General features: G+C 56.1%; 20 protein-coding genes. 11 read left to right on the top strand and 9 right to left on the bottom strand.

The window, feature by feature from the left end; translation table 11 throughout:
• The first annotated feature begins 4 nt into the window (after positions 1–4).
• From J2T47_RS11775 to J2T47_RS11765, 3 genes are all read left to right on the top strand, one after another.
• Complete coding sequence (locus J2T47_RS11775) at positions 5–1,105, top strand: ABC transporter ATP-binding protein (RefSeq protein WP_253446409.1); 1,101 nt, start codon at positions 5–7, stop codon at positions 1,103–1,105.
• Positions 1,106–1,176: 71 nt separating this feature from the next.
• Positions 1,177–1,965 (top strand): histidinol-phosphatase, encoded by a 789-nt coding sequence (hisN, locus tag J2T47_RS11770; protein WP_253446406.1) that lies wholly within the window; start codon positions 1,177–1,179, stop codon positions 1,963–1,965.
• Positions 1,966–2,130: 165 nt separating this feature from the next.
• On the top strand, positions 2,131–3,216 hold the full coding sequence (locus J2T47_RS11765; RefSeq protein WP_253446403.1) for a LacI family DNA-binding transcriptional regulator: 1,086 nt from the start codon (positions 2,131–2,133) through the stop codon (positions 3,214–3,216).
• 148 nt (positions 3,217–3,364) lie between these two features.
• On the opposite strand, the gene J2T47_RS11760 is transcribed toward J2T47_RS11765, so the two are convergent.
• Positions 3,365–4,273 (bottom strand): LysR family transcriptional regulator, encoded by a 909-nt coding sequence (locus tag J2T47_RS11760; RefSeq protein WP_253446400.1) that lies wholly within the window; start codon positions 4,271–4,273, stop codon positions 3,365–3,367.
• A gap of 146 nt (positions 4,274–4,419) precedes the next feature.
• Here J2T47_RS11760 and J2T47_RS11755 point away from each other — a divergent pair, with 146 nt between their 5' ends.
• Together J2T47_RS11755 and J2T47_RS11750 are read left to right on the top strand one after the other, a co-directional pair.
• Complete coding sequence (locus J2T47_RS11755; RefSeq protein WP_253446397.1) at positions 4,420–5,595, top strand: MFS transporter; 1,176 nt, start codon at positions 4,420–4,422, stop codon at positions 5,593–5,595.
• Between the two features lie 178 nt (positions 5,596–5,773).
• A complete protein-coding gene (locus J2T47_RS11750; RefSeq protein WP_253446394.1) occupies positions 5,774–6,772 on the top strand; it encodes an NAD(P)H-dependent flavin oxidoreductase in 999 nt (332 codons plus the stop codon).
• A 745-nt stretch (positions 6,773–7,517) separates the two neighbouring features.
• On the opposite strand, the gene J2T47_RS11745 is transcribed toward J2T47_RS11750, so the two are convergent.
• On the bottom strand, positions 7,518–8,405 hold the full coding sequence (locus J2T47_RS11745) for a LysR family transcriptional regulator (protein ID WP_192291617.1): 888 nt from the start codon (positions 8,403–8,405) through the stop codon (positions 7,518–7,520).
• A gap of 96 nt (positions 8,406–8,501) precedes the next feature.
• Between J2T47_RS11745 and J2T47_RS11740 the strand changes: the two genes are divergently transcribed.
• The 5 genes from J2T47_RS11740 to J2T47_RS11720 all read left to right on the top strand — a co-directional run bounded on the left by J2T47_RS11740 (position 8,502) and on the right by J2T47_RS11720 (position 12,786).
• A complete protein-coding gene (locus J2T47_RS11740) occupies positions 8,502–9,002 on the top strand; it encodes a lactoylglutathione lyase family protein (protein WP_138216959.1) in 501 nt (166 codons plus the stop codon).
• Positions 8,999–9,970 carry a zinc-binding dehydrogenase gene (locus J2T47_RS11735; protein ID WP_192291615.1) on the top strand — a complete coding sequence of 324 codons (972 nt, stop codon included), beginning with the start codon at positions 8,999–9,001 and terminating at the stop codon, positions 9,968–9,970. The genes J2T47_RS11740 and J2T47_RS11735 overlap by 4 nt, the downstream gene beginning before the upstream one ends.
• Positions 9,971–9,981: 11 nt before the next feature.
• Complete coding sequence (locus J2T47_RS11730; RefSeq protein WP_192291613.1) at positions 9,982–11,079, top strand: NADH:flavin oxidoreductase/NADH oxidase; 1,098 nt, start codon at positions 9,982–9,984, stop codon at positions 11,077–11,079.
• A 24-nt stretch (positions 11,080–11,103) separates the two neighbouring features.
• Positions 11,104–12,126 carry a YncE family protein gene (locus tag J2T47_RS11725; protein WP_253446391.1) on the top strand — a complete coding sequence of 341 codons (1,023 nt, stop codon included), beginning with the start codon at positions 11,104–11,106 and terminating at the stop codon, positions 12,124–12,126.
• A 147-nt stretch (positions 12,127–12,273) separates the two neighbouring features.
• Positions 12,274–12,786: an SRPBCC domain-containing protein gene (locus J2T47_RS11720; protein ID WP_253447301.1), complete on the top strand. Its 513-nt coding sequence runs from the start codon at positions 12,274–12,276 to the stop codon at positions 12,784–12,786.
• Between the two features lie 159 nt (positions 12,787–12,945).
• Here the strand turns inward: J2T47_RS11720 and J2T47_RS29335 are convergent, their stop codons facing one another.
• From J2T47_RS29335 to J2T47_RS11710, 3 genes are all read right to left on the bottom strand, one after another.
• Positions 12,946–13,812 (bottom strand): helix-turn-helix transcriptional regulator, encoded by an 867-nt coding sequence (locus J2T47_RS29335; protein ID WP_367399501.1) that lies wholly within the window; start codon positions 13,810–13,812, stop codon positions 12,946–12,948.
• Between the two features lie 191 nt (positions 13,813–14,003).
• Positions 14,004–14,531, bottom strand: a complete 528-nt coding sequence (locus J2T47_RS11715; protein ID WP_253446387.1) for a hypothetical protein — start codon at positions 14,529–14,531, stop codon at positions 14,004–14,006.
• Positions 14,532–14,882: 351 nt separating this feature from the next.
• Positions 14,883–15,836, bottom strand: coding sequence for a DNA-binding protein (locus J2T47_RS11710; RefSeq protein WP_253446385.1), 954 nt, complete (start codon positions 15,834–15,836; stop codon positions 14,883–14,885).
• A gap of 179 nt (positions 15,837–16,015) precedes the next feature.
• On the opposite strand from J2T47_RS11710, the gene J2T47_RS11705 reads away from it, so the two are divergent.
• Complete coding sequence (locus tag J2T47_RS11705) at positions 16,016–16,918, top strand: site-specific integrase (RefSeq protein ID WP_253446382.1); 903 nt, start codon at positions 16,016–16,018, stop codon at positions 16,916–16,918.
• Between the two features lie 39 nt (positions 16,919–16,957).
• Here the strand turns inward: J2T47_RS11705 and J2T47_RS11700 are convergent, their stop codons facing one another.
• Genes J2T47_RS11700 through J2T47_RS11685 form a run of 4 tightly spaced genes read right to left on the bottom strand, consistent with a single transcriptional unit; the run spans position 16,958 to position 23,046 of the window.
• The gene (locus J2T47_RS11700) at positions 16,958–20,077 is read right to left on the bottom strand and encodes a hypothetical protein (protein ID WP_253446378.1); all 3,120 of its coding nucleotides are present in this window, start codon (positions 20,075–20,077) and stop codon (positions 16,958–16,960) included.
• Positions 20,078–20,626, bottom strand: coding sequence for an ABC-three component system middle component 1 (locus tag J2T47_RS11695; RefSeq protein ID WP_253446375.1), 549 nt, complete (start codon positions 20,624–20,626; stop codon positions 20,078–20,080). It lies immediately after the preceding gene.
• Positions 20,613–21,986, bottom strand: coding sequence for an ABC-three component system protein (locus tag J2T47_RS11690; protein WP_253446372.1), 1,374 nt, complete (start codon positions 21,984–21,986; stop codon positions 20,613–20,615). The genes J2T47_RS11695 and J2T47_RS11690 overlap by 14 nt, the downstream gene beginning before the upstream one ends.
• Positions 21,976–23,046 (bottom strand): ComEC/Rec2 family competence protein, encoded by a 1,071-nt coding sequence (locus J2T47_RS11685; protein WP_253446369.1) that lies wholly within the window; start codon positions 23,044–23,046, stop codon positions 21,976–21,978. Before J2T47_RS11685 ends, J2T47_RS11690 begins: the two co-directional genes overlap by 11 nt.
• Between the last annotated feature and the right edge of the window lie 355 nt (positions 23,047–23,401).

Below are 23,401 nucleotides of genomic sequence, written 5' to 3'. Positions count from 1 at the left end.
AACTATGGCAACTCTTCAGATCGACGGCGTGAGCAAGAGCTACGGCGACCTCGATATCCTCAAGCGGGTGGACATCGCCATCGAGCCGGGCGACTTCCTGGTGCTGCTCGGTCCCTCGGGCTGCGGCAAGTCCACGCTGCTCAACCTGATCGCCGGGCTCGACGACATCAGCGCCGGGGAAATCCGTATCGCCGGCCAGCGGGTCAACGAGCTGTCGCCCAGGGATCGCGACATCGCCATGGTGTTCCAGTCCTATGCGCTGTACCCGACCATGAGCGTGCGCGAGAACATCGAGTTCGGCATGAAGATCCGCAAGGTCCCGGCCGCCGAGCGCGCCGAGGCGGTCAAGCGGGTCGCGGCGCTGCTGCAGATCGAGCCGCTGCTGGAGCGCAAGCCCTCGCAGCTCTCCGGCGGCCAGCGCCAGCGCGTGGCCATGGGCCGCGCCCTGGTGCGCAACCCCAAGCTGTTCCTGTTCGACGAGCCGCTGTCCAACCTCGACGCCAAGCTGCGGGTGGACATGCGCACCGAGATCAAGAAGCTGCACCAGCGCCTGGGCACCACCATCGTCTACGTGACCCACGACCAGATCGAGGCCATGACCATGGCCACCAAGGTCGCAGTGATGAAGGACGGCTACGTGCAGCAACTGGCCGACCCGGAGACCATCTACGACACGCCGGCCTCGGTGTACGTGGCGCGCTTCGTCGGCTCGCCGGCGATGAACATCATCCCAGCCAGTTTCCGCCTGACCGACCGAGGCCCGCAGCTGCTGTTTCGCAAGCCGGACGGCGGCACGGTGAGCCTGGGTGACGTGCGCATCTCCGACGAGACCGCGCGGCAGTATTCCGGCCGCGATGTGCTGGTGGGCATCCGTCCGGAAACCTTCCGCAGCGTGACCGCGGGGCAGCCCGACGCCTTCGACGTGGATGTCGAGGTGATCGAGCCGACCGGGCCGGACACCCTGGCCTTCTTCACCCTTGGCGGCACCGAGGTGATCGCCCGCCTGGAGCCGCGCAGCGTGCAGTCCGGCCGTAGTGCCTGCCTGAGCGTGAACATGGAGAAGGTGGTGCTGTTCGATCGCGACAGCGAGAAGCGCATCCAGTAATCCAGTAAGCAACACAGGGCCCGCCACGGACGGCCGGCCCCATTACTCAAGCAGACCGAGGACTCAACGTCATGTCGCTTTCCGAATCCGAACTTGCCTGCCACCTGAGCTTCGCACAGGAGCTTGCCGATGCCGCCGCTGCCCAGGTGCTGCCGTACTTTCGCTCCACCTTTGAGCTGGAGAACAAGGACGCGGGGCACTTCGACCCAGTGACGACAGCGGATCGTGCTGCTGAAAGAGCGATGCGCGAGCTGATTGCGCAACGCTATCCGGACGACGGCATCCTGGGTGAAGAGGAGGGTAGGGTAGTCGGCCGTTCGGGACGTCACTGGGTCCTGGACCCCATCGACGGTACTCGGGCATTCATCACCGGACTTCCCCTGTGGGGTGTACTGGTGGCGTTCAACGACGGCAATCGACCGCTCGTGGGCGTTGTCGACCAGCCCTTCACCCGCGAACGCTTCAGCGGAAATGGCGCGCGGGCCTGGCTCAATGGCCGCGTCATTGGCTGCCGTCCCTGCGATCGCCTGGAGCAGGCAAGCATCATGAGCACCAGCCCGGAGAACTTCGTCACTGCCGGGCATCAGCAGTCATTCCAAAGGGTCGCCGGGAGGGTGCGTATGACCCGCTATGGCGGCGACTGCTACGCCTTCTGCATGGTCGCCCTGGGGCAGTTGGATGCGGTCATCGAGCCTGCCCTCAAGCCCTACGACATCCAGGCTCTGATCCCGATCATCGAGGGCGCGGGCGGCGTCGTCAGCACCTGGGATGGCGGCGACGCGCAGCACGGCGGCGCCGTCGTGGTAAGCGGGGACCGGCGGCTTCACGAGCAGATCCTCGCGAGCCTGGCCCGTGGCTGAGCCGCTTGCCAACTGATTTCTACTGTTGCGCCTCGGTGCCCAAGCAGGGCCCGGGACGGGGCTCCCGGTCTGGCATGGGTTGTCGGCGGCCGGTCCGAGAGCCATTTTTTTCTGTCGTCAATGCGGTCGCCCGCGTCATATCCAGAGGTGCTTCCGATGATATCCATGAAGGACGTAGCGCGTGCCGCGGGCGTTTCACAGCCAGCGGTCTCCTACGCCTACAGCGGCTCGCCGAAGGTATCGGCGGCGCAGCGCGAGCACATCTTCGCGGTCGCCGAGGAGCTGGGCTATCCGGGTCCCAACCTGCGCGCGCGCAGCCTGCGCTCGGGGCGTATCGGCGCCATCGGGCTGATCGTCATGGACCAGCTGTCCTACGCCATCGACGACCCCTGGGCCACCGCACTGCTGCGCGGCATCAGCAACATCAACGAACTGTCCAACGTCGCCCTGACGCTGTTCCCCATGAACAGCCGGCGTCTGGAAGAAGACGGCCAGGGTGGCGACGTACACATGGCGGTGCGTGGCCTGGTGGACGGACTGATCATTTCGACCCTGCCTGACGATCACCCGACCATTCAGTACCTGCTCAAGCGCAAGATTCCTTTCGTCGTGGTCGACTCACCGCGCATCGAGGGCGTGCCTTACGTTGGCATCGACGATCGGGGGGCTGCGCGTGAACAGATGCGCCACCTGCTGGGCCTGGGCCATCGTCGGATCGGCATCCTCCTGGAGCGTCTGAAACCCGACGGTTATCGCGGGATGGTGGATGAGCGACGCTACAACCGCTCCACCGAGATGATCGTCCGCGAACGTCTGACCGGCTACCTGGAAGAGGCGGCCACAGCCGGGTTGCGCTTCGAAGACCTGCACGTGATCGAGGCCGGTGGCTTCGATACGGTGGTCGGCAAGGCCGCCGCCGAGACCCTCCTGCGCAAGCAGGAAGTAACCGCGGTGATTGCCTGCTCGGACGTCATGGCGCTTTCCTGTCTGGCGGCGGCGCAAACGCTGGACGTCGCCGTGCCCGGCGACGTGTCGGTGGTGGGCTTCGACGATATCCCCGAGGCCGTCGAAAAGGGCCTGACCACCATCCGCCAGTCATTACTGGAGAAAGGCGAGTGCGCAGCACGCTTCCTCACCGACATGCTGCAGTCGCCAGAATCCCGGGCACTGCCGCCGAAGGTGAAGATATATCCGACCAAGCTGATCGTGCGCACTTCCACATCCAAGCCCAAGGATCTCAATGGGGACTAGTGGTCGCTTGTTTCTCCTGGCTTGAGGCCGTTATCGACCCATAGCGGACGCACGCAGGCGGCTCGCCCAAGGCTGCGTCGGTATATGCCTGCTTCTGGCGGGAAACGGGCGTCCGCAATTTAACCTTCTGTAGCCAGAGCTCACCTGCTCAGCCCAACCGCCCTAGTTGCCCTAACTCAACCAGCGTCTCGACCACGCACTTGACCTTCGGCCGCAAATGGGCGGCCCTTGGCCAGACCGCATGGACGTCGACCAGATCTTGGGTGTACTCATCTAGCACAGTCACCAGGCGCCCTTCGGCGATGTGCTCTCGCACCAGTGACTCCGGAATCTGGCACAGCCCCAGACCGGCAAGCGTTGCGTCGACAATCGCATCTCCGTCACTGAGCTGGTGCGTCGCCGGAGGGCTGAATCGTTGTGCCTCCCCCTCGATAGAAACCCGCCAGGATAAGGGCTGGTCGCGCCGATACCCCACGATACCCTGATGGAACGCGAGGTCATCGAGAGTGACCGGGGTGCCGTGCTTCTCGAGGTACTTCGGCGCACCGCAGATCACCCATCGCTGACTGGTCAGGCGACGTGCGATCAATTCAGTCGAGTCCTTCGGCTCCCCGAAACGGATCGCCAGGTCAACGCCTTCCTCGATCGGATCAATGAGGTGATCGGCGAATGTCATTGTGAAATGCAGATCGGGATACCGACACCCGATCTCCAGCAGAATCGGCATCATGACCTTGCGTCCGAAGACCACCGGCATGTCGATACGCAGGCGACCGGATGGACTCATAGCACGGCCCCCCAGGCTGTTCTCGGCGGCGCCTATTTCCTCTAGGGCAGCGGAGCAGGCTGCGAAGTAAGCTTGACCGTCGGCAGACAATGTCACTCGCCGCGTCGTACGGAGAAACAGCTTTACCCCCAACCGCTCTTCCAGGCGGGCAATCGACTTGCCGACCGCAGATTTGGACACTCCCAACTGCGCAGCGGCGTCCGTGAAGCTGTGAGCGCGAGCCGCCACCACAAATGTGGTGATTCCGCTCAAGGATTCGATGGGGAGCATGGGAAGTCTCTGTAGACCTTAAGTCTACATAGTGACAATAAGCAGCGCGTTTATCGAGCTGAAAGTCATCCATAGAATTTCGAGCACACGCTGGCCGGCTCTCCATCACCTGGTTAGCTCCTCACTCGTTTATGGAGACACAATCAATGCCCCTCGCTATCTGGGCCCTCGCGATCGGAACGTTCGGGATCGGCACCACCGAGTTCGTCATCGCCGGGCTGTTGCCGCAAATGGCGGCCGAATATGGCATCACCATCCCACAAGCCGGGTACCTGGCAACCTCCTATGCACTGGGCGTCTTTCTCGGCGCACCGCTGTTGATCATTCTGGGCGGACGGCTGCCGCGTAAACGGATGCTCGCGATCCTGATGGTTCTCTTCGTCCTGGGAAATCTCATGACGGCCGCCGCGACGAGTTTTCCAATGGCACTACTCGGCCGAGTGATTACCTCGCTGACCCACGGGGCCTTCATTGGCATAGGATCGATCCTCGCCGCTGAACTGGTAGCTCCCAACAAACGGGTCAGCGCGATTGCCTTCATGTTTTCGGGTATGGCGCTGGCCACCCTGCTCGGTGTGCCTGCCGGCACCTGGTTGAGCCAGTTCATTTCCTGGCGGGCGACGTTCTACGCCATCACCGCTATCGGCATCATCGGCTTGCTAGCAGTGGTCTACATGATTCCCGATGTCGGCGGGAGCAAAGGTGCCAACGTTCGTCAGGAGCTGGCAGCGTTCAAGAACTCCAGGGTACTGCTGGCAATGGGGATCACCGTTCTCGGCCCAGCTTCGTTCTTCACCTCGATCACCTACATCGCGCCCATGATGACGGAAGTCGCCGGCTTCTCTGAGTCCGCAGTTGTCTGGCTGATGATGGCCTTCGGCATCGGTCTGTTTGCCGGGAACTCTCTCGGCGGACGCTTTGCAGATCGCTCGCTGATGACGCTGCTCTACATCACACTGCTCGCTCAGGCGATCGTCCTGTTCATCTTCGCGTATACCGCGCACAGCCAGTGGATGTCCGCCTTGTGCATTGCGCTGATGGCGGGCTTTGGCTTTGCCACCGTGTCGCCCATTCAGAAGCTGGTTCTGGATAAAGCAGCGGCTGCGGGCGCTCCTACCCTTGCCGCCGCTGTGAACATCGGCCTCTTCAACCTGGGCAATGCCATCGGCGCCTGGGTAGGGGGCTGGGTGATCAGCGCGGGTTTCGGCCTGGTTGCCCCGAACTGGGCCGGCGGACTGTTGTCACTCGGCGCTCTGGCACTGGCCCTGATATCTGGCGCACTGGACAGGCGCGAAGCCATGGGCCTTCCGCAGCAGGCTTGAGCGAGGATTAGCGAGGGCCTTCGGCAGACGGGGGACCTCTTTACTACTGAACAAGTGTTTAGCTATAAGAGTGTTCCTGAGTTCATGCCGCGCCGAGCGTCGGCGGAACACCACAGCTTTCTTCCCCGGGGGCGGTTAACTCCGCCTCTTCCCAGCTCTTCGCTGAACCGGAGTGCCCATGCGTAACCAGCTCTTCAGAACTCGCATTACAGAGATGCTCGGGATCCCTCATCCCATTCTTTGTGGCGGTATGGGGCCTGGGGTGTCAGACGCCAACTATGTCGCGTCGGTGGTCAACGCAGGTGGGATGGGATTTGTGGTTGCTGCCGGCTTCCCCGATCTGGACGAATTCCGCGAACAGCTTCGTCGGTGTCGCAGCCTCACCTCGGGCAAAGGGTTCGGGGTGAATCTCTACCTTTCTGGTCAGGCCGGCGCAACCGAGCGCTTGCGTCAGCAGATGAGGATCCTTGCCGAGGAAGAAGTCCTCTGTGTCGAAACATCGGGTGGAAGCCCAGAAGCTGTTCTACCGGCGCTGCAGGAAGCGGGCATAAAGGTTCTGCACAAGGTTCCGGCGGTTCGCTACGCGCGCTCAGCCGCGCGTCTTGGCGTGGATGCGGTGATCGTCGTTGGCAACGACTGCGGCGGCCATCCAGGAACCTACGGCATCAGCAGCATGGTTCAAGCCGCCCATGCGCCGAAAGAGGTTCCGATCCCGGTGGTTATCGGTGGCGGGATTGGTACCGGAAGCCAACTGGCGGCGACGCTGTTGATGGGAGCCGAGGCCGTCCTGATGGGGTCGCGGATGCTGGTAGCCGAGGAGCTGTGGATTCACCGCCAGTACAAGGAGCGTCTGGTGCAAAGCGATGGCACAGAAAGCATCATCGTGAAGACCGGCCTGCGGCAACATCACCGAGTCCTGAACAATGACAGCGCCAAGGCTGTTGCAGCATTGGACGCAGCGGGAGCGAGCGATTTCGAAAGCTATCGCCCTCACGTCATGGGAGCACTGACCACTCAAGCCTACAAGACCGGGGATAGCCGCCAAGGCATGCTCGATTACGGCCCGTCGATCGTATTTGCCGACGCTGTGCAAAGCGTGGAAGCCATTTTTGACTCGGTGCTCGATGATGCGCGCGATGCGATGCGGCGCCTTGAATATCTGGGCTGCAACGGGTGACCGAAAATATCCCCAATCTTGGGTTCAAGCTGCCAAGGAGTGGCGGCAGCATCCGACCCCAAGCAGACGTCAGGCAATACGATCAATGGGCAGTGCACGCCGATGTCCCTTCGCAAGCTCTGCACGATAGAGCTCAATAACTTGGGCGGCATAGTCTGCTGGCTGCTTTCCGCATTGACGTGCCGCCTGGCATAGCTCTGACCATGCTTTCTGTCGAAAAAAGTCTCCAGCTTGCTCGCGCGTACTTCCTTGCGGGATCAGAAGCTGAATTTGATGACGTAGGGAGGGGGTTAGCTCGAGAAATGCAACGGTCGCCAACTCAACGTTGACGTGATTTTGCGGGGGCATGCTGTTGCTCTCGTACACTGGCAATTGGCTGCGAACAGGCGTAGGCGAGAGCGCCAAGGGGCGGGGCGGAGCAACCGGTGGTGATTCGGCGGTAGTCCGAGGAACTCAAGTCATAGGATCACTGTAGGCCATTAACCTGTCGGCGGGAGGAAATCAGCTCAACGGGGCGTCAGCTAATGGCCGATCTCAGACGGCGGCGCCGTAGTGCCCACGACCATGTGGGTCGAGTTCATCCAGCCTCTAAATGCATGTGGAATTGGGTGATTGCTGCTTCTGACCGCTTGCGGCCAACGGTGATGGGCAGCTGCCGACCAATAGCAGACTTAGACGGCAAAGCTTCCACGCCTCGTTTGCGGTTCCAGCCGATAATTAATGCGATTGAGAGGTGCTAACTGCTTCAACTCGGCCGAGTAAGCGAGGAAATATGAAGAGTGAGTCTTTCGATCGATTTAGCTGCCCGCCGTGAGAGGGGCCACTCCGCTCGATGGATCAGCCAGAGTTTGTCCACCACCGGGGCGCCACATTCCATTACGGCGATCTCGTCCTGCCGGACGAATGCCTGTCGGGCGTAGCGCGGCAAGACGGTGAAGCCGAGGCCGCGGGCGACCGGCTCGAGGATCAGCCCGATCTGGTTGCTGAAGCCGTGCAGCGGCAGATTACGGAGCCCAGGGTTGCCGGGGAAACGGCGGCTCAGCAGGCGGCCAGCCATGGCCTGGCCGTCGGGGTGGTCGATGAAACCCAAGCGCTCCAGGCTTTGCCAGTCGTGCACCTCGATTCCCGCCGGCACCACCAGTTCCAGCGGTTCCTCGGCAAATAGCCTCGCGCTCAGGCGCGGGTCGTCAGGCTTGAAGCTGAGCAGGCCCAGTTCATAGTGGTTTTCCAGCACAGCGCTCAGCACCTCGCTGTCAGGTGCGAAACGGTGGCGTACGACCAGCCCAGGCGTGGCCTTCTGCATCTCCAGTAGCAGCGGATAGAGGAACAGGCCGATGCTGCCGGGGCTGATCAGAGCGATTTCTCCGTGTTCGGCATCGGCGCCTTCCAGCTCTTGGCGCAGGCGGCGATCCGCCTGGTTCACCTCGGCGCAGTAACGCAGCAGTGCCTGACCGGCAGGCGTCAATTCCAGCAGGCGCGGCCGGCGGATCAACAAAGGGCCGAGTTGTTCTTCCAGATGGCGGATGTGCTGGCTGACGGCGGCCTGGGTGAGGTCTAGGCGGTCGGCGCTGCGCGTGAAGCTGCCGACCTCAGCCAGAGTGGAAAAAGTGCGCAGCCACTGGGGATTAAGCATAACGATCTCTTATTGGTTCAATAACATCTGCGTTGTTTTCATTATAGCGGTTCGTCCCTAGGCTGGTGATACATCCGTATCATCGAGGCCTGAGCCATGAGCGCCACCTATCCCCGCAGCTTTTCCCACATCGGCCTGGCCGTCACCGACCTGGACGCCGCCGTTGAGTTTTACACCCAAGTCCTGGGTTGGTACTTGATCATGCCGCCCACCACCATCAGCGAAGACGACTCCGCCATTGGCGTGATGTGCACCGATGTGTTCGGCGCTGGCTGGGGCTCGTTTCGCATCGCCCACCTGTCCACTGGTGACCGCGTTGGCGTGGAGATATTTCAGTTTCCCAATGCCGAGCGTCCGCAGAACAACTTCGAGTACTGGAAGACCGGCGTCTTCCATTTCTGCGTGCAGGATCCGGACGTCGAGGGCTTGGCCGCCCGCATCGTCGCCGCCGGCGGCAAGCAGCGAATGCCGGTGCGTGAGTACTTCCCCGGCGAGAAGCCCTTCCGCATGGTTTACATGGAAGACCCCTTCGGCAACATCCTGGAGATATACAGCCACAGCTACGAGCTGACCTATTCGGCTGGTGCCTACCAATGAGTTCATCCCGGGCCTGGACTTGGCAAGGCGGTGCGCAGGCGCAGCAGTTGCAGTTGCAAAGCCGCGCGTTGCCCGTTCCTGCGCCGGGTGAAGTGCTGGTGCGCAACGCTGCCATCGGCCTGAACCCCGTGGATTGGAAGGTTCTAGGCGGTGAGCTGGTGGATTGGCAGCCGGGGAAAATCCCCGGCGTTGATGGCGCTGGCACCGTAATAGCGGTCGGTCAGGGTATCGATGAAGACTGGCTGGGGCGGCGCGTGGCCTATCACCAGGATCTGAACAAGCCGGGTAGTTTTGCCGAGCACACGCCCGTTGCCGCGCGAGTGCTGATGTGTCTGCCGGATGCGCTGGATTTCGCCCGTGCCGCCGGCTTTCCTTGCCCGGCACTGACCGCCTGGCAGGCCCTCGACAAGCTGCCGCTGCACGAAGATGACCTTCTGCTAATCAGCGGGGCCGGCGGCGCCGTCGGCCAGTACCTGGTGCAGTTCGCCAGCGAACGCTGTGTGCAGGTCAGCGTCATGTGCCATTCGCGACACTGGCAGCGGCTGCAGCGGTTGGGCGCCGCCCAGGTGCTACCCGGCCCGCTGGCCGATGACGAAGTCTGGGCCGCCGGTGAGCGATTCCATGCCTTGATCGACTGCATCGGCAGCGACCATGCGCAGCGATTGGCGCCAGCTCTGCGCGCCAATGGCCATCTGCTGTGCATCCAGGGGCGCGTCAGCGATTGGCCTAACCCGCCATTCGGTCGCGCGCTATCGATGCATGAGGTGGCCCTGGGAGCACTACACCGGCACGGCGACGACGTCGACTGGGCGCGCCTGGTAGCCGCCGGTGAGCGATTGCTGCTGGCCGCCTCCGAGGGACAACTGCAAACCGAACCGCTGGTCATCGGCGAATTCGAATCGTTGCCCGAGCGCCTTGCAGACCTGCGGCAGCGCAGTTTCTCCGGCAAACCTGTCATTCTTTTCTGAGCGAGAAGTCCATGTCCGCCCTGTTCTCTCCGTTCCGCCTCAAAGACGTCGAACTGCGCAACCGCATCGCCGTACCGCCCATGTGCCAATACATGGCCCGCAACGGTTTCACCAATGACTGGCACCCAGCCCACTACGCCGGTATAGCCCGCGGCGGCGCCGGACTGGTTATTGTCGAGGCGACCGCGGTGTCGCCCGAAGGACGCATCACACCAGCCTGCACCGGCCTGTGGAATGATCAGCAGGCCGAGGGCATGGCGCAGATCGCCGCCTCGATCAAGGCCGCTGGCGCAGTGCCGGGCATCCAGATTGCCCACGCGGGACGAAAAGCCAGCGCACACCGACCTTGGGAAGGCGACGATCACATCGCCGAAGGCGACCCCAGCGGCTGGCAGACTATCGCACCGTCTGCTTTGGCCTTCGGCGCTAATCTGCCGAAAGTGCCGCGCACCATGACCAGGGAAGACATCGAGCGCGTCCAGCGCGATTTCGTTGCCGCTGCAAGGCGGGCCCGTGACGCCGGCTTCGAATGGCTGGAGTTGCATTTCGCCCACGGTTACCTGGCGCAAAGCTTCTTCAGCGTCCACGCCAACCAGCGCAATGACGAATACGGCGGGGACTTCGCTGGACGCAGCCGCTTCCTCTTGGAAACCCTGCGTGCGGTACGCAAGGTCTGGCCCGAATACCTGCCGCTGACCGCACGGTTCGGAGTCATCGAGTTCGACGGCCGTGACGAGCAGACCCTCGCCGAATCCATCGAGCTGACCCGCCTGATGCGCGATGAAGGTCTAGACCTGCTCAATGTCAGCGTCGGCTTCTCCATCCCGCAGACCGACATCCCTTGGGGGCCGGCCTTCCTCGCCCCGATTGCCGAGCGCGTGCGCCGTGAAGCGCGGCTTCCCGTAGCATCGTCCTGGGGCATCGAGCGGCCGGCGGATGCCGAGCGCGTCGTCGCTCAAGAGCAGATGGACTTGGTAATGGTGGGGCGCATGCACCTGGCAGATCCGCATTGGCCGTTGCGTGCGGCGCAGGCGTTGGAGATCGAGCGGTCAACGTGGGTGTTACCGGCGCCATACGCACACTGGCTGGAACGCTACCAGAGCCGCTGAAATACACCCCAGGAGATGCGCTCGATGAAGCTGAGTGAACTACTGCTGTCGGCTCTGCTGGTGGTGCTACCTGTCGCCGCCATGGCAGCGGAAACGCCTAAGCAGTTGCTGCTGATTGCCTCCAAGACCGACCACCAGCTCCAGCTCCGTGATCCACTCAACTTCGAGCTGATCGCGCAGGTTGCGCTAGGGCCTGACCCGCACGAAGTGGAAGTCACGACTGATGGGCGTGTGGCCTACGTTTCCAATCCGGGGTACGGGGCCTTCCACGAAATCAATGTGATCGACCTGGCTGATGCCGTCGCCCAGACGCCGATCAGCACCTTGCCGCTGATCGGCCCGCATGGACTGGCCTACGTGGGCGGAAAGCTCTGGTTCACCGCTCAGGGCTCAAAGGCCGTGGGGCGCTTCGATCCGGCGCAGGGACGCGTGGACTGGGTCATGGGCACAGGACAAGACACGACGCACATGCTGTACGTGAGTCCGGACGCTAAGCATATGTACGCCACCAACGTCGGTTCCGGTACGGTCAGCCTGCTCGAGCAGCGCATGGTAGCCCCAGCCATGCCGCCAACAGGAGTCCTACCGCCAGCGGCAAAGCCGCGGCTGGACTGGGTGCAGACCTTGGTGTCGGTGGGCAAGGGCGCAGAAGGATTCGACGTCTCTCCCGATGGTCGGGAGCTTTGGACTGTTACGCCCGGCGGCATCTTGTCTATCGTCGATGTGCAGGCGGAAAGGCTAACGTCACAGATTTCTACCGGGCTGGACGGTGCCCATCGATTGAAGTTCACACCCGATGGCAAGCAGGTATTGGTGGTCAGTGTGAAAACCGGCGCGCTGGTGTTCTATGACAGCGCCACTCGCAAGCCGCTCAAGCGTCTGCAAATCGGGCGCGGCGCCGGAATCTTCATCGATGCAGCGACAGGACGCGCGTTCATTTCCTGTACGCCCGACAGCGTGGTTTCGGTGATTGATCTGGCAAGTCAAGAAGAGGTAGGACGCATCCCTGTCGGACGCCCTGACGGTGTCGGGATAGCCCGGCGTTGAAACCCGGCTGATTCGCAGCGGGTATTAGTAATGACTATGCCTGGTGTTAGAAGTGATCATTGGTGCTAATGGCTGGGTGTCGTCATCCTTTTGCCATGAGCTACCCATCCCCGGCGGTTCAATCCTCACAGGAGCAAAAGCGTGACCATGAATTCGATCTATTGGCCGGAAGGATTCGTCCCCGGCTTCACCGAAAATTTCGCCTCCAACGAGGTGATAGTCGCCGGCCTCAGCGCTCAGGACATCTGGCCGCTGCTCAGCGTACCGTCGCGCTGGCCTAGCTATTACGCCAACTCCGCCAATGTGCGCTTCTACGACGACAAGGGCCCCGAACTGGCGGATGGTGTGCGCTTCTACTTCGAGACCTTCGGCTTCCCTGTCGAGGCGCAGTGCAACGAGTACGTGCCGCCGGTGAACGGCCGGCCAGGGCGGGTTGCCTGGCACGGCTGGGCGGGCGAAGGCGAGACGCGCCTGGACGTTCATCATGCCTGGCTGGTGGAAGACCTCGAAGGCAGTCGTGTGCGCATCCTCACCCAAGAAACACAGAAGGGTAAGCCGGCTGAGGAACTGCACCGGACTAAGCCCAACCCTATGATTAACGGCCACCAGGATTGGCTGGATGGCCTTGTCATAGCCGCTAGCAACGAACAGAGCAGTTAAGTCGGTTGAAAGGGCAAAGGTGAGATAAGGAACTTGGTCAGACGGGCGGACATCTGGTTCAGTGCCCGCTTCTGGCCGATTGCTGCCCCTGACGAGAGGCTGCTACCGACCCATAGCGGACGCCCCAGGAGACAAACGACAGAAATCCATTCCCTCTCGTCAATCACTCTTCGCGCTAACCAACTGTGCCGAGAACTGGCTACGAAACCCCACTGGTGAGACTCCAAACCATCGCTTATGAGCTCTACAGAAGGAGCCCGTACGCCTATAGCCAAGCGCGCTGGCGATCTCGTTAATTCCTATGTTTGTGTGCTGGAGCATATGGAGCGCTTGGCTGCGACGCACATTGTCTAACAGCTGCTCGAAGTCGGTTCGCTCATCAGCGAGTCGTCGCTGCAGCGTTCGAGGGTTCATACCGAGAGCTTGGGAAACATGATCAAGTGTCCCTTGATGAAGGGGCATGAGTCTCAGAATGTGGGCTGTGACCAGCTCCTGTAAGAGCCCTGAAGAACAGGTCTGCACTTCAAGGTAGAAGCGCATGATGGAGTGCAGTGTGGGGTCTCGCTCCGTGCAGAGCTCATCGAGTGTCGCGGATGACAGTACCAGCGAATTATTTTTCTGCCTGAAAAGTGCTGGGCAACCGAATCTCTTGAGGTAGTTGCCACGGTCACCTAGGGGCCCGTGGCGAAAGCTAGTCTGTTGAGGAGAGAACGGCCGGCCGAGAAGTATCCCAATCAAGCGGGTTGTGTGGAGCATCCAGGTTTCGACCACCAATCCATCACCTTGAGAGGGACAGGCGCACTCGAAATGCATCTGAGCATGAGACGGTTCGCGCTCCCAACGGCATTGGACTGTCTTTATGCAGCTGCTCATGTATCGAGCGAGTGATTCAAGGGCATCGCCGACTGTCGGGGCAGAGGTCATCAGATAACGAAGCTCACCAAAATGAGCTAATTGGGAGTCTTCTTTTTCGGAGCATCCGATTGATGGAGGGCTGAGCTTTAGCTTCGTCAAAGAAATTCGCATTGGCCTGACCTTGAGCTGTTCCGAGAATGCCTCCCTTCGGAATCGACGATGGCATATGTCTAGGCTAGACCATTTGCGCGCACGTCTACTGTGCTTGCAGCAAGTCGCATCTGATCAACACTGCATTGAAAATCACCGTCCACTGCACTTTGATAGCTGCTGCCTGATCTGTTTAGAAGACGCGTCGCCAATTAGGCCGGGTCGTCGTTGGGGGTACGAGGTGGAAGCGGGCCTAGGAACATTTTCCTCAGGCGCTCATGGCCGATCACCCGTGCCAGCTCCGAGATGACGCAGTACATGAAAATCAACGTGACCAGCAGTATCTGCACCGCCCAGAAGCGCGGCCAATTCATCGACGTCCACAGCATGGAGTTGGCGTCCAGCAGACTGGGAGCTTCCTTCCAGTACTCGTAGAGCCGCTCCAGGTAGTGCACGAACAGGGCGACCAGCGCGTACATCACGGTCTTCCAGGTTACGTTCCAGATCAGCGGCTTCTCGGGAAAGCGGTTGATGAAGGGCAGCATGTCGGCCACCAGTACCGACTTGCCGAGCACCAGCGAGGCGATCAGAACCGAGGCCGTCACGGGAAGTGGAACGCCGGTTCCTTTGATCATCAGTGCACGAATCGCGGCGACGATGTGCAGGATGACAAAGAAGAAGATGGTTGGCGGCAGCGCCTTGATGAACTCGTGTTTTGCCTTCAGCAGTATCGATTTCATGAGTTCTCGACTCTTCATACCGTGACTGCGCTGAGTGTAGACAGCTTCGTCAGTCGAGAATGAGATCTGCGCATGCCCGCTCACTGGCAGCTTGATTCGTCGACGGCAGCTATTGGCCGATCTCGGCCGGTGGCGCCGTAGTGCACATGACCATTTGGGTCTAGGCCATCCAGCCTAGAAATGGGTGTGAAATTGGTTGATCACTGGATTCTGACTGCTTGCTGCCGTGGTAATTGGCAGTTGCCGACCCATATCGAACTGGCTCTGACGTCGTTGAATCTTGGCGCCAAGCGTAAATACACAAAGCCGCCTTAGGGCGGCTTTATGGTTTTAGAAGGGAAGGGGAAATCCTCAAGGTACATCCTGCTCAGATTTTTGCAGACGCTCTTGGAGGCTAGCGATGAGAATCAGGTGGTCTTGCACCATTAGCTGGGCGGTACGCAACTCGTCCGAGAGTTGCTGATTCTGCTCCTCAAGTTCCATGCGTTGCCCGTCGAGCCTGGCTTTATCTTGGCGCAATACCTCTGAAGCCAGCGCCTCGCGCACAATCTGCTGCTGCTTCGTCTCCCCATCATTCCGCAATAGACGAGCCTCTGTGAGCAGCCGCTCGTTATCTCGATTTAGTTGTGTCACTTCGTCCTGGCGAATAATCAGCGTCTGCTGCAACTGTCTCAGCTCAACTCCAGCCTGCTGCAGCCTCCCTTCGTGCTGGCGCAACTCCTGCTCACGCTGCTCCTTGGCAGCCTGGCGGAAGTGATCAAGCGTGAGGCGAGCATGGTTGTGCTTCTCCTCTAGCGAGAGGATCTGTGCGTCTCGCTCCCGCAGGCGTGTTTCCAGATCACTCCCCACCTGACGAAGTCGGGCATTTGCTAACTCGGACTGGTGCTTCTGTTCTTGCGCTGTTTGGAGTTGGTCGCGTGACTCCAGCAGTTGGCTTTCCAAGGCCTGTACGCTTCCTTTCAACTGATCAACCTGTGCCTGCGCGTTGCGTACCTGTTGCAGGTAATCCACTCGCTCGCGTGCCAGGGCGGCCCTGTCTTCCGCAACGGACTGTCGGGCTTCTTGGTGCATCTGCCCAGCCAGTTGAGCCACCAGCTCGGTAAGGTTGTCGCTGAGCGAGCGCGGCTGGCCATCGCGTGGGGCGTTCTCGGCCTCAACCTCTTTCAGATAGCGGTGGATCGTAGATTTGGAGCCCGTGTTGCCCATCTCGACGCGCAAGGCATCAATGCTCGGGTTATCTCCGCGCGCCAGTATGGAGGAGCGGGCTTTCTGTACCAGGGCTTTAGTGATTCCGCCACGCGCCATGGGGTCTCCGTCGATTTCATAATGTGGTATGTAATATGTATATACATATTACTCTACCGAATATTTCGAGGATTTGCGCTTGCTAAATTCACATTAGATAATCACGAATTATCACTTGTGATAGGTAAAGGAGCGCCTATCTCGAGCAGCAGGCCGGTACGAAACGTGGAGGCGCAGCAATGAGCCAGGAGATAGATCGATACATAGAAGCTGCCACACGCACCAACACGCGACGCAGCTACCGCGCTGCAATTGAGCACTTCGAAGTGACCTGGGGCGGATTTCTGCCGGCAACAAGCGACGCTATTGCTCGCTACCTGGTGGAGCATGCCGGTGCGCTCAGTACCAACACCCTTAAGGCTCGCCTGGCTGCCCTGTCGCAATGGCACCGTAGCCAGGGCTTTCCGGATCCCACCAAATCACCGGTAGTGCGGCAAGTACTGAAAGGCATCCGCGTCTTACACCCGCGCCAAGAGAAGCAGGCCTATCCGCTGCAGATCCAAGAGCTCGAGCAGTGCGTCCTTTGGCTGGAGCAGCAGCTGCAAGCATCAACCGACATGCCTACGCGCCGGCGTTGCCTGCGAGATCGCGCCTTTCTCCTCATCGGGTTCTGGCGTGCGTTTCGTAGCGATGAGTTGTGCCGCCTAGACATTGAGTTCATCGAAGTAACGCCAGGGGAGGGGATGGCAATCTACTTACCTTGGAGCAAAGTCGACCGCGACAATCGCGGACAGACATACAAGGCGCCAGCACTCGCGAGACTCTGTCCAGTGCAGGCTTACCAGAGCTGGCGTGACGAAATTGGCGAGACTGAAGGGCCAGTGTTCCGTGGTATAGATCGCTGGGGGCATTTGGCTAAACAAGGGCTGCATCCTCACAGCGTGATCCCGGTTCTGCGCAGCGTCCTTAAGGGAGCGGGACTTCCAGCAGAGCGCTACAGCAGCCATTCACTGCGACGCGGATTTGCCACCTGGGCCACACGTAGTGGATGGGATCAAAAGTCCCTCATGAGTTATGTCGGGTGGCGCGATCCGAAGTCCGCGTTGCGCTACATTGAAGCCTTTGGAGCGTTCCCTGGATAAATCCGGGCTGCAAAGGCGCGTTTAAGCTATGCGTACGATTCATTCTCGTCCTGCTACTTTTCCATAAGTTTCCAGCTCAATAAATTTTGAGTTATATAGATTCTCTGGAACCTTCTTTTTCAGTAGCCTGAAGAAATTTTCGTCATGAGTTGAAATGATTATTTGCTTATTCAAGTTGCAGCAGATATTTCTTAGAATATCAATCGTGGATAGTATATTTATAGAGTCCATCGAGTGGATTGGGTCATCAATCAGTATCGTGTCAATTGAAGCGTTCGCGTTGCGTGCATGAATCGCGCGCGCCAGAAATATGCTCAAACTCAATATATTTAGCTGAGCAGAACTAAAGTGAAAGGCTGGGGCGTTCAGCTTGTTGTTTTCGTCTTTTAAAAGCACCTCTAAGCGTGGGCCGCTATCTCCTTTGAAGTCACATTTAAACTCAATTGTTTTAAAGTCAGGATGTGGATCAATCCTTGAGTATATTTCATTAATTAAATCTTTAGAAAAGAATTTGTTTACTCTTTTCTCTAGGTGCTCAACAACTCCGTTATAGTCTGTATCGATTTTCTCTTGAATACGGTTATGATGGGCAATCAATCTATTCAAGTCAGACGCTGCATTTCTAGCCTGCTGGCGTCTAAAGAAAGGCGCTAATTCTTCAACCTGGCTAAGTAGTATCTGGCTTTTGACAAGGCTAGCCTCCAGCTCTCCCCGACGCGAACGAAGATTTTCGGCCTCGATCCTTAGCCGAGATATGACTGACTCAGGCGCAAGCTCCGACTCCAGGGAAATGGAAAGTTTTATAAAAATTGCGGAATATGGAGAAACTAGGAATTCGATCTCTCTGAGTTTATCTTTCAGATGACTCAATTCTTTTTGCAATAGACCGCCATCAGCGGATTCAATCTCAAACTCGCTATATCTTGTAGAAATCTCCATGCGAGCTTGGCTAGACTCAGCCCTGAGTCGATTGATCAGTTCCAGCCGAACTTCGGCGCGCGATTTTAGGAAGGTTGCAAGGTGTTCTGGCGGGAGCTTTACTAGACTTGAAAAGTCTTCGACGTACCGCTTGACCGGGTTTAGCAAAAGCGTTGAAAGCAGCCGCTCCACCGCCTCAAGCTTAGACGTAATTGAATGTTTCTCATCAGTAAGAGCGAATATTCTATTTTGAGCCTGATCAATCATCGCCCGAAGAGAACTTGCTCTATCCGCCAAACGAGAACGGGAATGCTTGAGTTGTTGAAAGTAACCCGGTTCGTCTAAGTTATTGACCTTATTCCTGAGGCTATCAACAACGAGCTTGTTAGAGCTTGCGGACTCCAGTAAGTCATCAATCGTCTTAAGAGACGCCTCTTCTTTCTCGAGACCAACCTGCAACTCCGCTTCCAAGCTGGAAATCCTAGCACTAATTTCAAGGGCCATCTGCCCAATACAGTGCATTTCCGCTATTTGCAGCTTATTGAGAGCATCCTCGAGCTGAGCCACTTTAGTCACTGCATCATTTTGCTCTGATGATAGCAAGCTTCCATCCAGGATTTGATTGGCCAGGATTTCGAAGGTGTCAAATTTAGTCTTGCAAAGAGGGCAATTGTCTGCCTTTTCCTTGTGCACAATTTCATAGCCAAATTCGACAAGGCGGGAAATTTGACTTGCATGATTTTGCAAGCTCTCCTTTCTCATTCGTGCCATTTCTAAGTCTTCTAAAATCTCTGACTTCTCCTCAAGAGTCGAGTGAAAGTTCTCCAAGAGGATATTGTCGAAACTTAACGAATCTATATTCTCCAATATTTTCTCTTTGGAGACAGGGGTAACAAGATCAGAGAGCCATTCGACCTTTGATCGTAGCACCCTATTTTCCCGAGAGAGCTCAGCCAAGTCCTGATCCTGAAGTTCAGCATCTTGCTCCAATTGAGATATCGCTAATGTCGTCGACTCAATCTCTTTGAACACTCCGGGTGCGGCTTGCTCAAGGAGTAATAGCTCCGTAATTCGTTTGTCATTCAATGACAACTCAGCCTCTGCCTCATCCTTCCTCTTTGTTTCTGCCAAAAGCAAAGACTCAAGACTCTCAGAGCTCTTACTGAGAGCGCCTTTCACTTCCGCGTGAGAGTTTATCTCACGATTTGCGCGGAAGTACTCCGGGAGTGCTCTTTCAATTTTCGCATCATCGCTTTCTTCAGTGGCTACTGCTTTTAACAAGTCTTCGGACTGAGTGATAATCAATTTAAGCTGGCGAATGCGATGCGTCGCTGCGAGTTTTTCTTCTAGCCTCTTAATGTTCGAAATTACATCGAGCTTCTCTCTGCTTTGCAGATAAAATGACTGCTCTGAACTAATAAGACTCTCGGTCTCTTTGATAAGAGTGTCGAGGGAGGTGATCTTGCTCCCTACCAATATTACATTTTTAGTTATATCGGTACTCAGCCTGGCCTCATCCTCCGGGCCGAATTTCTCTCCAATTAACTGGAATTTCGCACCGAAAGCATTGAGATCGACAAGAGTGGCGTTGACAATCTGAACAATTCTCTCATCGGTCGGTCTGTTTATTTCCTCAGAAAGAGCGGTCAATTGCTCCTTTAAATGAGAAATCTTGTTGGAGTTCGCATTAGACGCTGCAAACAGGTCAGTTCTATAACTCTCTTCAGCAATATCAAATTGCTGCATAAACTTATTGTAGCGATCCTCTGGCCGTATTTCTTTTATAAACCCATCAATAGCGTCTTGGGAGAGAAATATATCACTAAAACCTTCGGTTCCATCAAACGTTTCCTTTGGGTCAAACTTGTAGTCTCGGTTTCCTCTCCTGATTTTAGGAACCCAGTTTACATAATTAAAATCAGACGTCTGCACAATCACTCGAGATGTTTCATCTACATCCGTCTGGTTATTTCTAAGAATAAATTGATACTCGCCAGATGCATTAAGGGCTTTTGATGTTTTGTTGTTATTCTGCCGCTGCGATGCAACTAGGTATCGAGCGATGTTATTTGTCAGGGCCCACTCTACTGCGTCATAGAATGAGGACTTTCCGAACCCATTTGGCGCATAGATCGCCACAAAATCTGCGCAAGAACCATCATCGGTTAAGAAATCAAAAGTCCCATCTTCCTTTGCCCTATATGCGCGAAACCCTTCAATCACAACCTTCTCAATTTTCATTTACTTAATCCTCTCAAGAAGGAAGCTCAAGAGTTCTTCTCTTTTATTTTTCGATTCAATTTTATTATCGGTTGGCACAGCTCCGAACTCATCGAATAGTTCCTGTAAGCCGGAGCGCTCTCTGTCTGAGATATCGGGGAGGTTGCGCAAAAGTTGCGACTCCAAAGAAGCACCAAGTATTTCGCTATTGAGCAGCTCCACAACATTTGATTGAAGGAGTCTTGGTGCTTCAGAATATACAATCTTGCGCATTGAGAACTTGTCATTCTCAATTTCATATTGAAGCGCACGACTTAGTTTTGATTCACACCTGAAAATAAGATAAATATTCCAGGCGGAATAGTCGTCCATCAAAGCGGATTGATATAGCGCGGCAATTCGAGTTGAGATGTATCTCCAGTTCTGCTCTAGATTTTCCTCGCTATCAATGAGAAAAATAAAGCTAGAGATAAAGGACTCTCCAATCTTCGCCTTATAAAGGCTCCACGAAAACTCACGAAACGCCTCGCTAAGTTGCGGGCTTGCCTCTGCTCGTTCAAAAGTTTTCACGATATTTGCCTCGAACTTCCGCTATAAAATCCCCAGTCTGCATGAGTTGGCCGAGTCTCAATTCGTTAGCGATAATGGCGTTTCGGCTGACTCCCTCGATGTGTAAAAGTTTCGTATTGCTATTAATCTTCATCCTTGGTGAGCCGATGTCGAATTCCAGAGACGCATCCGAATCAATATTGGGGATAATTCGACTTATAGGAATTCCCGAGATTTCGGCAAGGACTGGCGAGCTCTTTGTTCCTATTATTAGTGCCGAGCCTTCTGATAAATTAGGAATATCAGAGCTGAGAATCTCCGGCAGCAAGTCCATCCAGTCACCATCAGTGCCTGAGTAGAGAAAATGTCTATCCGAACTAAGGAGGCTGATGAAGTCTTCATTGATGTCTTCCTGGTTGTTTTTAATCAGACCGACAACTAGGTACTCTAGATAAGCGCTCCAGAACTTTTCATCTAGTATTTCCTGCCCCTTTGAGCTCCCTATAATCGCTCTATGAATGAACGATTCCTTTAATTTAAAGGGAGGAGGGGACGCAGCAGTTATGCCTTTTTGTGCAATAGAGCGCAAATAATTTCGAGCTCTCTCGGAGACCTCTCGGATTGCTGAGCCTCTAAATTCAAATATTTTGTCAATGCTTTTTGATAAGCATAGCAAGTGTGGAGGGAGTATTTCTGCTAGCTTCTCTCCCCGATAGCGGCCTTCTTCAATTAGGGAGTTGAATTCTCCAACTGGAACACCAGTTACCCGACCGTGAAACTCGCCAATTGATCCGGATAGCGAAACTTCTATTCCTGCAAGATAGCAGTCATCTTTAGTTTCAATGAAGACTCCGCAACCGGACATGCCTTTTATCTCTTGAGCGCTAGGCCTATCATTCGACTCTATCTCGAAAGTTGAAGCTTTCACTCGTCGCACGACTCCCGCAATGTCGCGCATATGATCATTAAAGTCTTCTTTTAAGGGGGCCCTTCTTATTCCGGGACACCCAAGCACCAAGACCTTATGTTCCCTAGCCAACGGTATGCTGGCTACTTTCAATGTCAGGTCGTGCATGTATTCAATAACTAGAATTGCCAAGTCTGAGTGGCGATGTATATACCTTTCAAGAACCTTTATTTCACCCGCACCACCGGTTACCAAAATTTCGTCGGCGACTTTATATTTTACAGCATCTTCATCTTCATCTTCATCTTCATCTTCATCTTCATCTTCAGGCTCTTTGTGGCGGCTCACTTCAAGTACATGCTTGGCTGTCAGAATATAGGAGTACTCTTCAGTCATTGGCTGAACAAGGACGCCGCTCCCATTTTCTACAAAGACGGTATGCGACTCCATTTTTTCATAACGTTCATCTGCCAATTTGAAGCGCCTCTTCAATCGACCCAAGAAGCTCCCCAAGATCACTCACCTCGTTAGGGGAGTATATTTTTTCGATCAATTCAGGGTAATTGAAAAGCACTTGGGAGTGGGGATGTATCTGGTGAATTCTAGCGAAAGTCATTTTATTTGGCAGACAATGATAAGAGCCGTCTGTTGTGACCACGAAGCGAGGACTTCTAACAATTCTTAATAGCTCAGGACTGGTATTCTTCTTGCTACCATGATGCGAAAGCTTTATTAGCTCGCACTGCAAGGGGTTTAAGTCGCTATAGCCGAGCTCCTTTAAGCTACTCACGATAGTTGATGGGTGAGAGTCTGCAAGAAGCAATATGCTACAACCCTCAACTTCCAATAGTAGGCTTATCGAGCTTCCATTTGGTCTAGACCCATCCTCTTTGAATGAATCAAGCTCTAATAGCTTGCTGTATGGCTCATTGTAATCATGAGCGCATCCTGCCGTCCTTAAATCAGCGTCAGAACTGTACGGCTTCCATTTTTGAAGTAGGCGATCCAGCCCGGCGGTGTCAGGTGAGAGAATTTTTATGTCTATACCATCAGGAAGAAACGGGCGATAGTTTGTATCGACGAGTTCTTCATCCCAGATGTTGTGCTTCTTAATTAACCCCTCAAAAGTCATACCTTCTTTTATACTTGTTTTAAGGGATGCACTGAAGTCTTCACTAATGTAGTGCTCACTCTTAACTTCTAGAGAGCGGCTTTTGAAGATGGATGCAGCTGAATTAAACCAGACTTTCTTTACTAAACTGGGCAGTAAGGTAGGATCCTTAAAACCCTCTAGCAAACCCCCGATGTGATCCGAGTCAATGTGAGTTAGGACTAGAAGGTCAATTGGGGTGTTCGCTTCACGAAGCTTTTCTAGCTCTAGCTTTAAACATCCATCACGTCGCGCTGAATTGTTTCGAAATGCTGTAGCCGGCCCGCCATCTATTAGTATAGTAAAAGTAGATTCTCTATTTTTAATTTGGATTAAAATAGAATCGCCATGATCGGCGCGGATAAATTTTATTGACATAGGCATAGTTGATTCCCTTTAACCTAGCCAACCAGATGGCCCCCGAGCGAGCAGGGGCTCCAAGAGGATTCGACTTCCTATTATACTGAATAGATCGGCTCAAACCTAGCCAAGTGCCACTACGCATGTGGTTGTGCTCACAGACACCCGCGCGAAACACGCCTATGTAAGCATGCCGCGTCAATTTAGCTCAAATGCGCCTTCGTTGCGCTCATCGGGGCGAAAGACAGCCAAGGTCGTGAGATTTGGGGAGCGGGCGCTGACCTAGAATGTAGGTCATGAACGCCTCATCAAAAACGATCGCTTTCAGGCAGCGCAAGATCTCCGGGCTGGAGTGCTGTACCAGAAAGCAGCACTGCAA

Origin of the sequence: Pseudomonas nitroreducens, assembly GCF_024170165.1 — a bacterium.
GTDB lineage: Bacteria > Pseudomonadota > Gammaproteobacteria > Pseudomonadales > Pseudomonadaceae > Pseudomonas > Pseudomonas nitroreducens_C.
This window is presented reverse-complemented; position numbering and strand designations above follow the sequence as displayed.

Coding starts and splice junctions, on each gene's coding strand:
- J2T47_RS11775 (WP_253446409.1), top strand. CDS start 5: ATGGCAACTCTTCAGATCGACGGCGTGAGCAAGAGCTACGGCGACCTC.
- hisN (WP_253446406.1), top strand. CDS start 1,177: ATGTCGCTTTCCGAATCCGAACTTGCCTGCCACCTGAGCTTCGCACAG.
- J2T47_RS11765 (WP_253446403.1), top strand. CDS start 2,131: ATGAAGGACGTAGCGCGTGCCGCGGGCGTTTCACAGCCAGCGGTCTCC.
- J2T47_RS11760 (WP_253446400.1), bottom strand. CDS start 4,273: ATGCTCCCCATCGAATCCTTGAGCGGAATCACCACATTTGTGGTGGCG.
- J2T47_RS11755 (WP_253446397.1), top strand. CDS start 4,420: ATGCCCCTCGCTATCTGGGCCCTCGCGATCGGAACGTTCGGGATCGGC.
- J2T47_RS11750 (WP_253446394.1), top strand. CDS start 5,774: ATGCGTAACCAGCTCTTCAGAACTCGCATTACAGAGATGCTCGGGATC.
- J2T47_RS11745 (WP_192291617.1), bottom strand. CDS start 8,405: ATGCTTAATCCCCAGTGGCTGCGCACTTTTTCCACTCTGGCTGAGGTC.
- J2T47_RS11740 (WP_138216959.1), top strand. CDS start 8,502: ATGAGCGCCACCTATCCCCGCAGCTTTTCCCACATCGGCCTGGCCGTC.
- J2T47_RS11735 (WP_192291615.1), top strand. CDS start 8,999: ATGAGTTCATCCCGGGCCTGGACTTGGCAAGGCGGTGCGCAGGCGCAG.
- J2T47_RS11730 (WP_192291613.1), top strand. CDS start 9,982: ATGTCCGCCCTGTTCTCTCCGTTCCGCCTCAAAGACGTCGAACTGCGC.
- J2T47_RS11725 (WP_253446391.1), top strand. CDS start 11,104: ATGAAGCTGAGTGAACTACTGCTGTCGGCTCTGCTGGTGGTGCTACCT.
- J2T47_RS11720 (WP_253447301.1), top strand. CDS start 12,274: ATGAATTCGATCTATTGGCCGGAAGGATTCGTCCCCGGCTTCACCGAA.
- J2T47_RS29335 (WP_367399501.1), bottom strand. CDS start 13,812: ATGCGAATTTCTTTGACGAAGCTAAAGCTCAGCCCTCCATCAATCGGA.
- J2T47_RS11715 (WP_253446387.1), bottom strand. CDS start 14,531: ATGAAATCGATACTGCTGAAGGCAAAACACGAGTTCATCAAGGCGCTG.
- J2T47_RS11710 (WP_253446385.1), bottom strand. CDS start 15,836: ATGGCGCGTGGCGGAATCACTAAAGCCCTGGTACAGAAAGCCCGCTCC.
- J2T47_RS11705 (WP_253446382.1), top strand. CDS start 16,016: ATGAGCCAGGAGATAGATCGATACATAGAAGCTGCCACACGCACCAAC.
- J2T47_RS11700 (WP_253446378.1), bottom strand. CDS start 20,077: ATGAAAATTGAGAAGGTTGTGATTGAAGGGTTTCGCGCATATAGGGCA.
- J2T47_RS11685 (WP_253446369.1), bottom strand. CDS start 23,046: ATGCCTATGTCAATAAAATTTATCCGCGCCGATCATGGCGATTCTATT.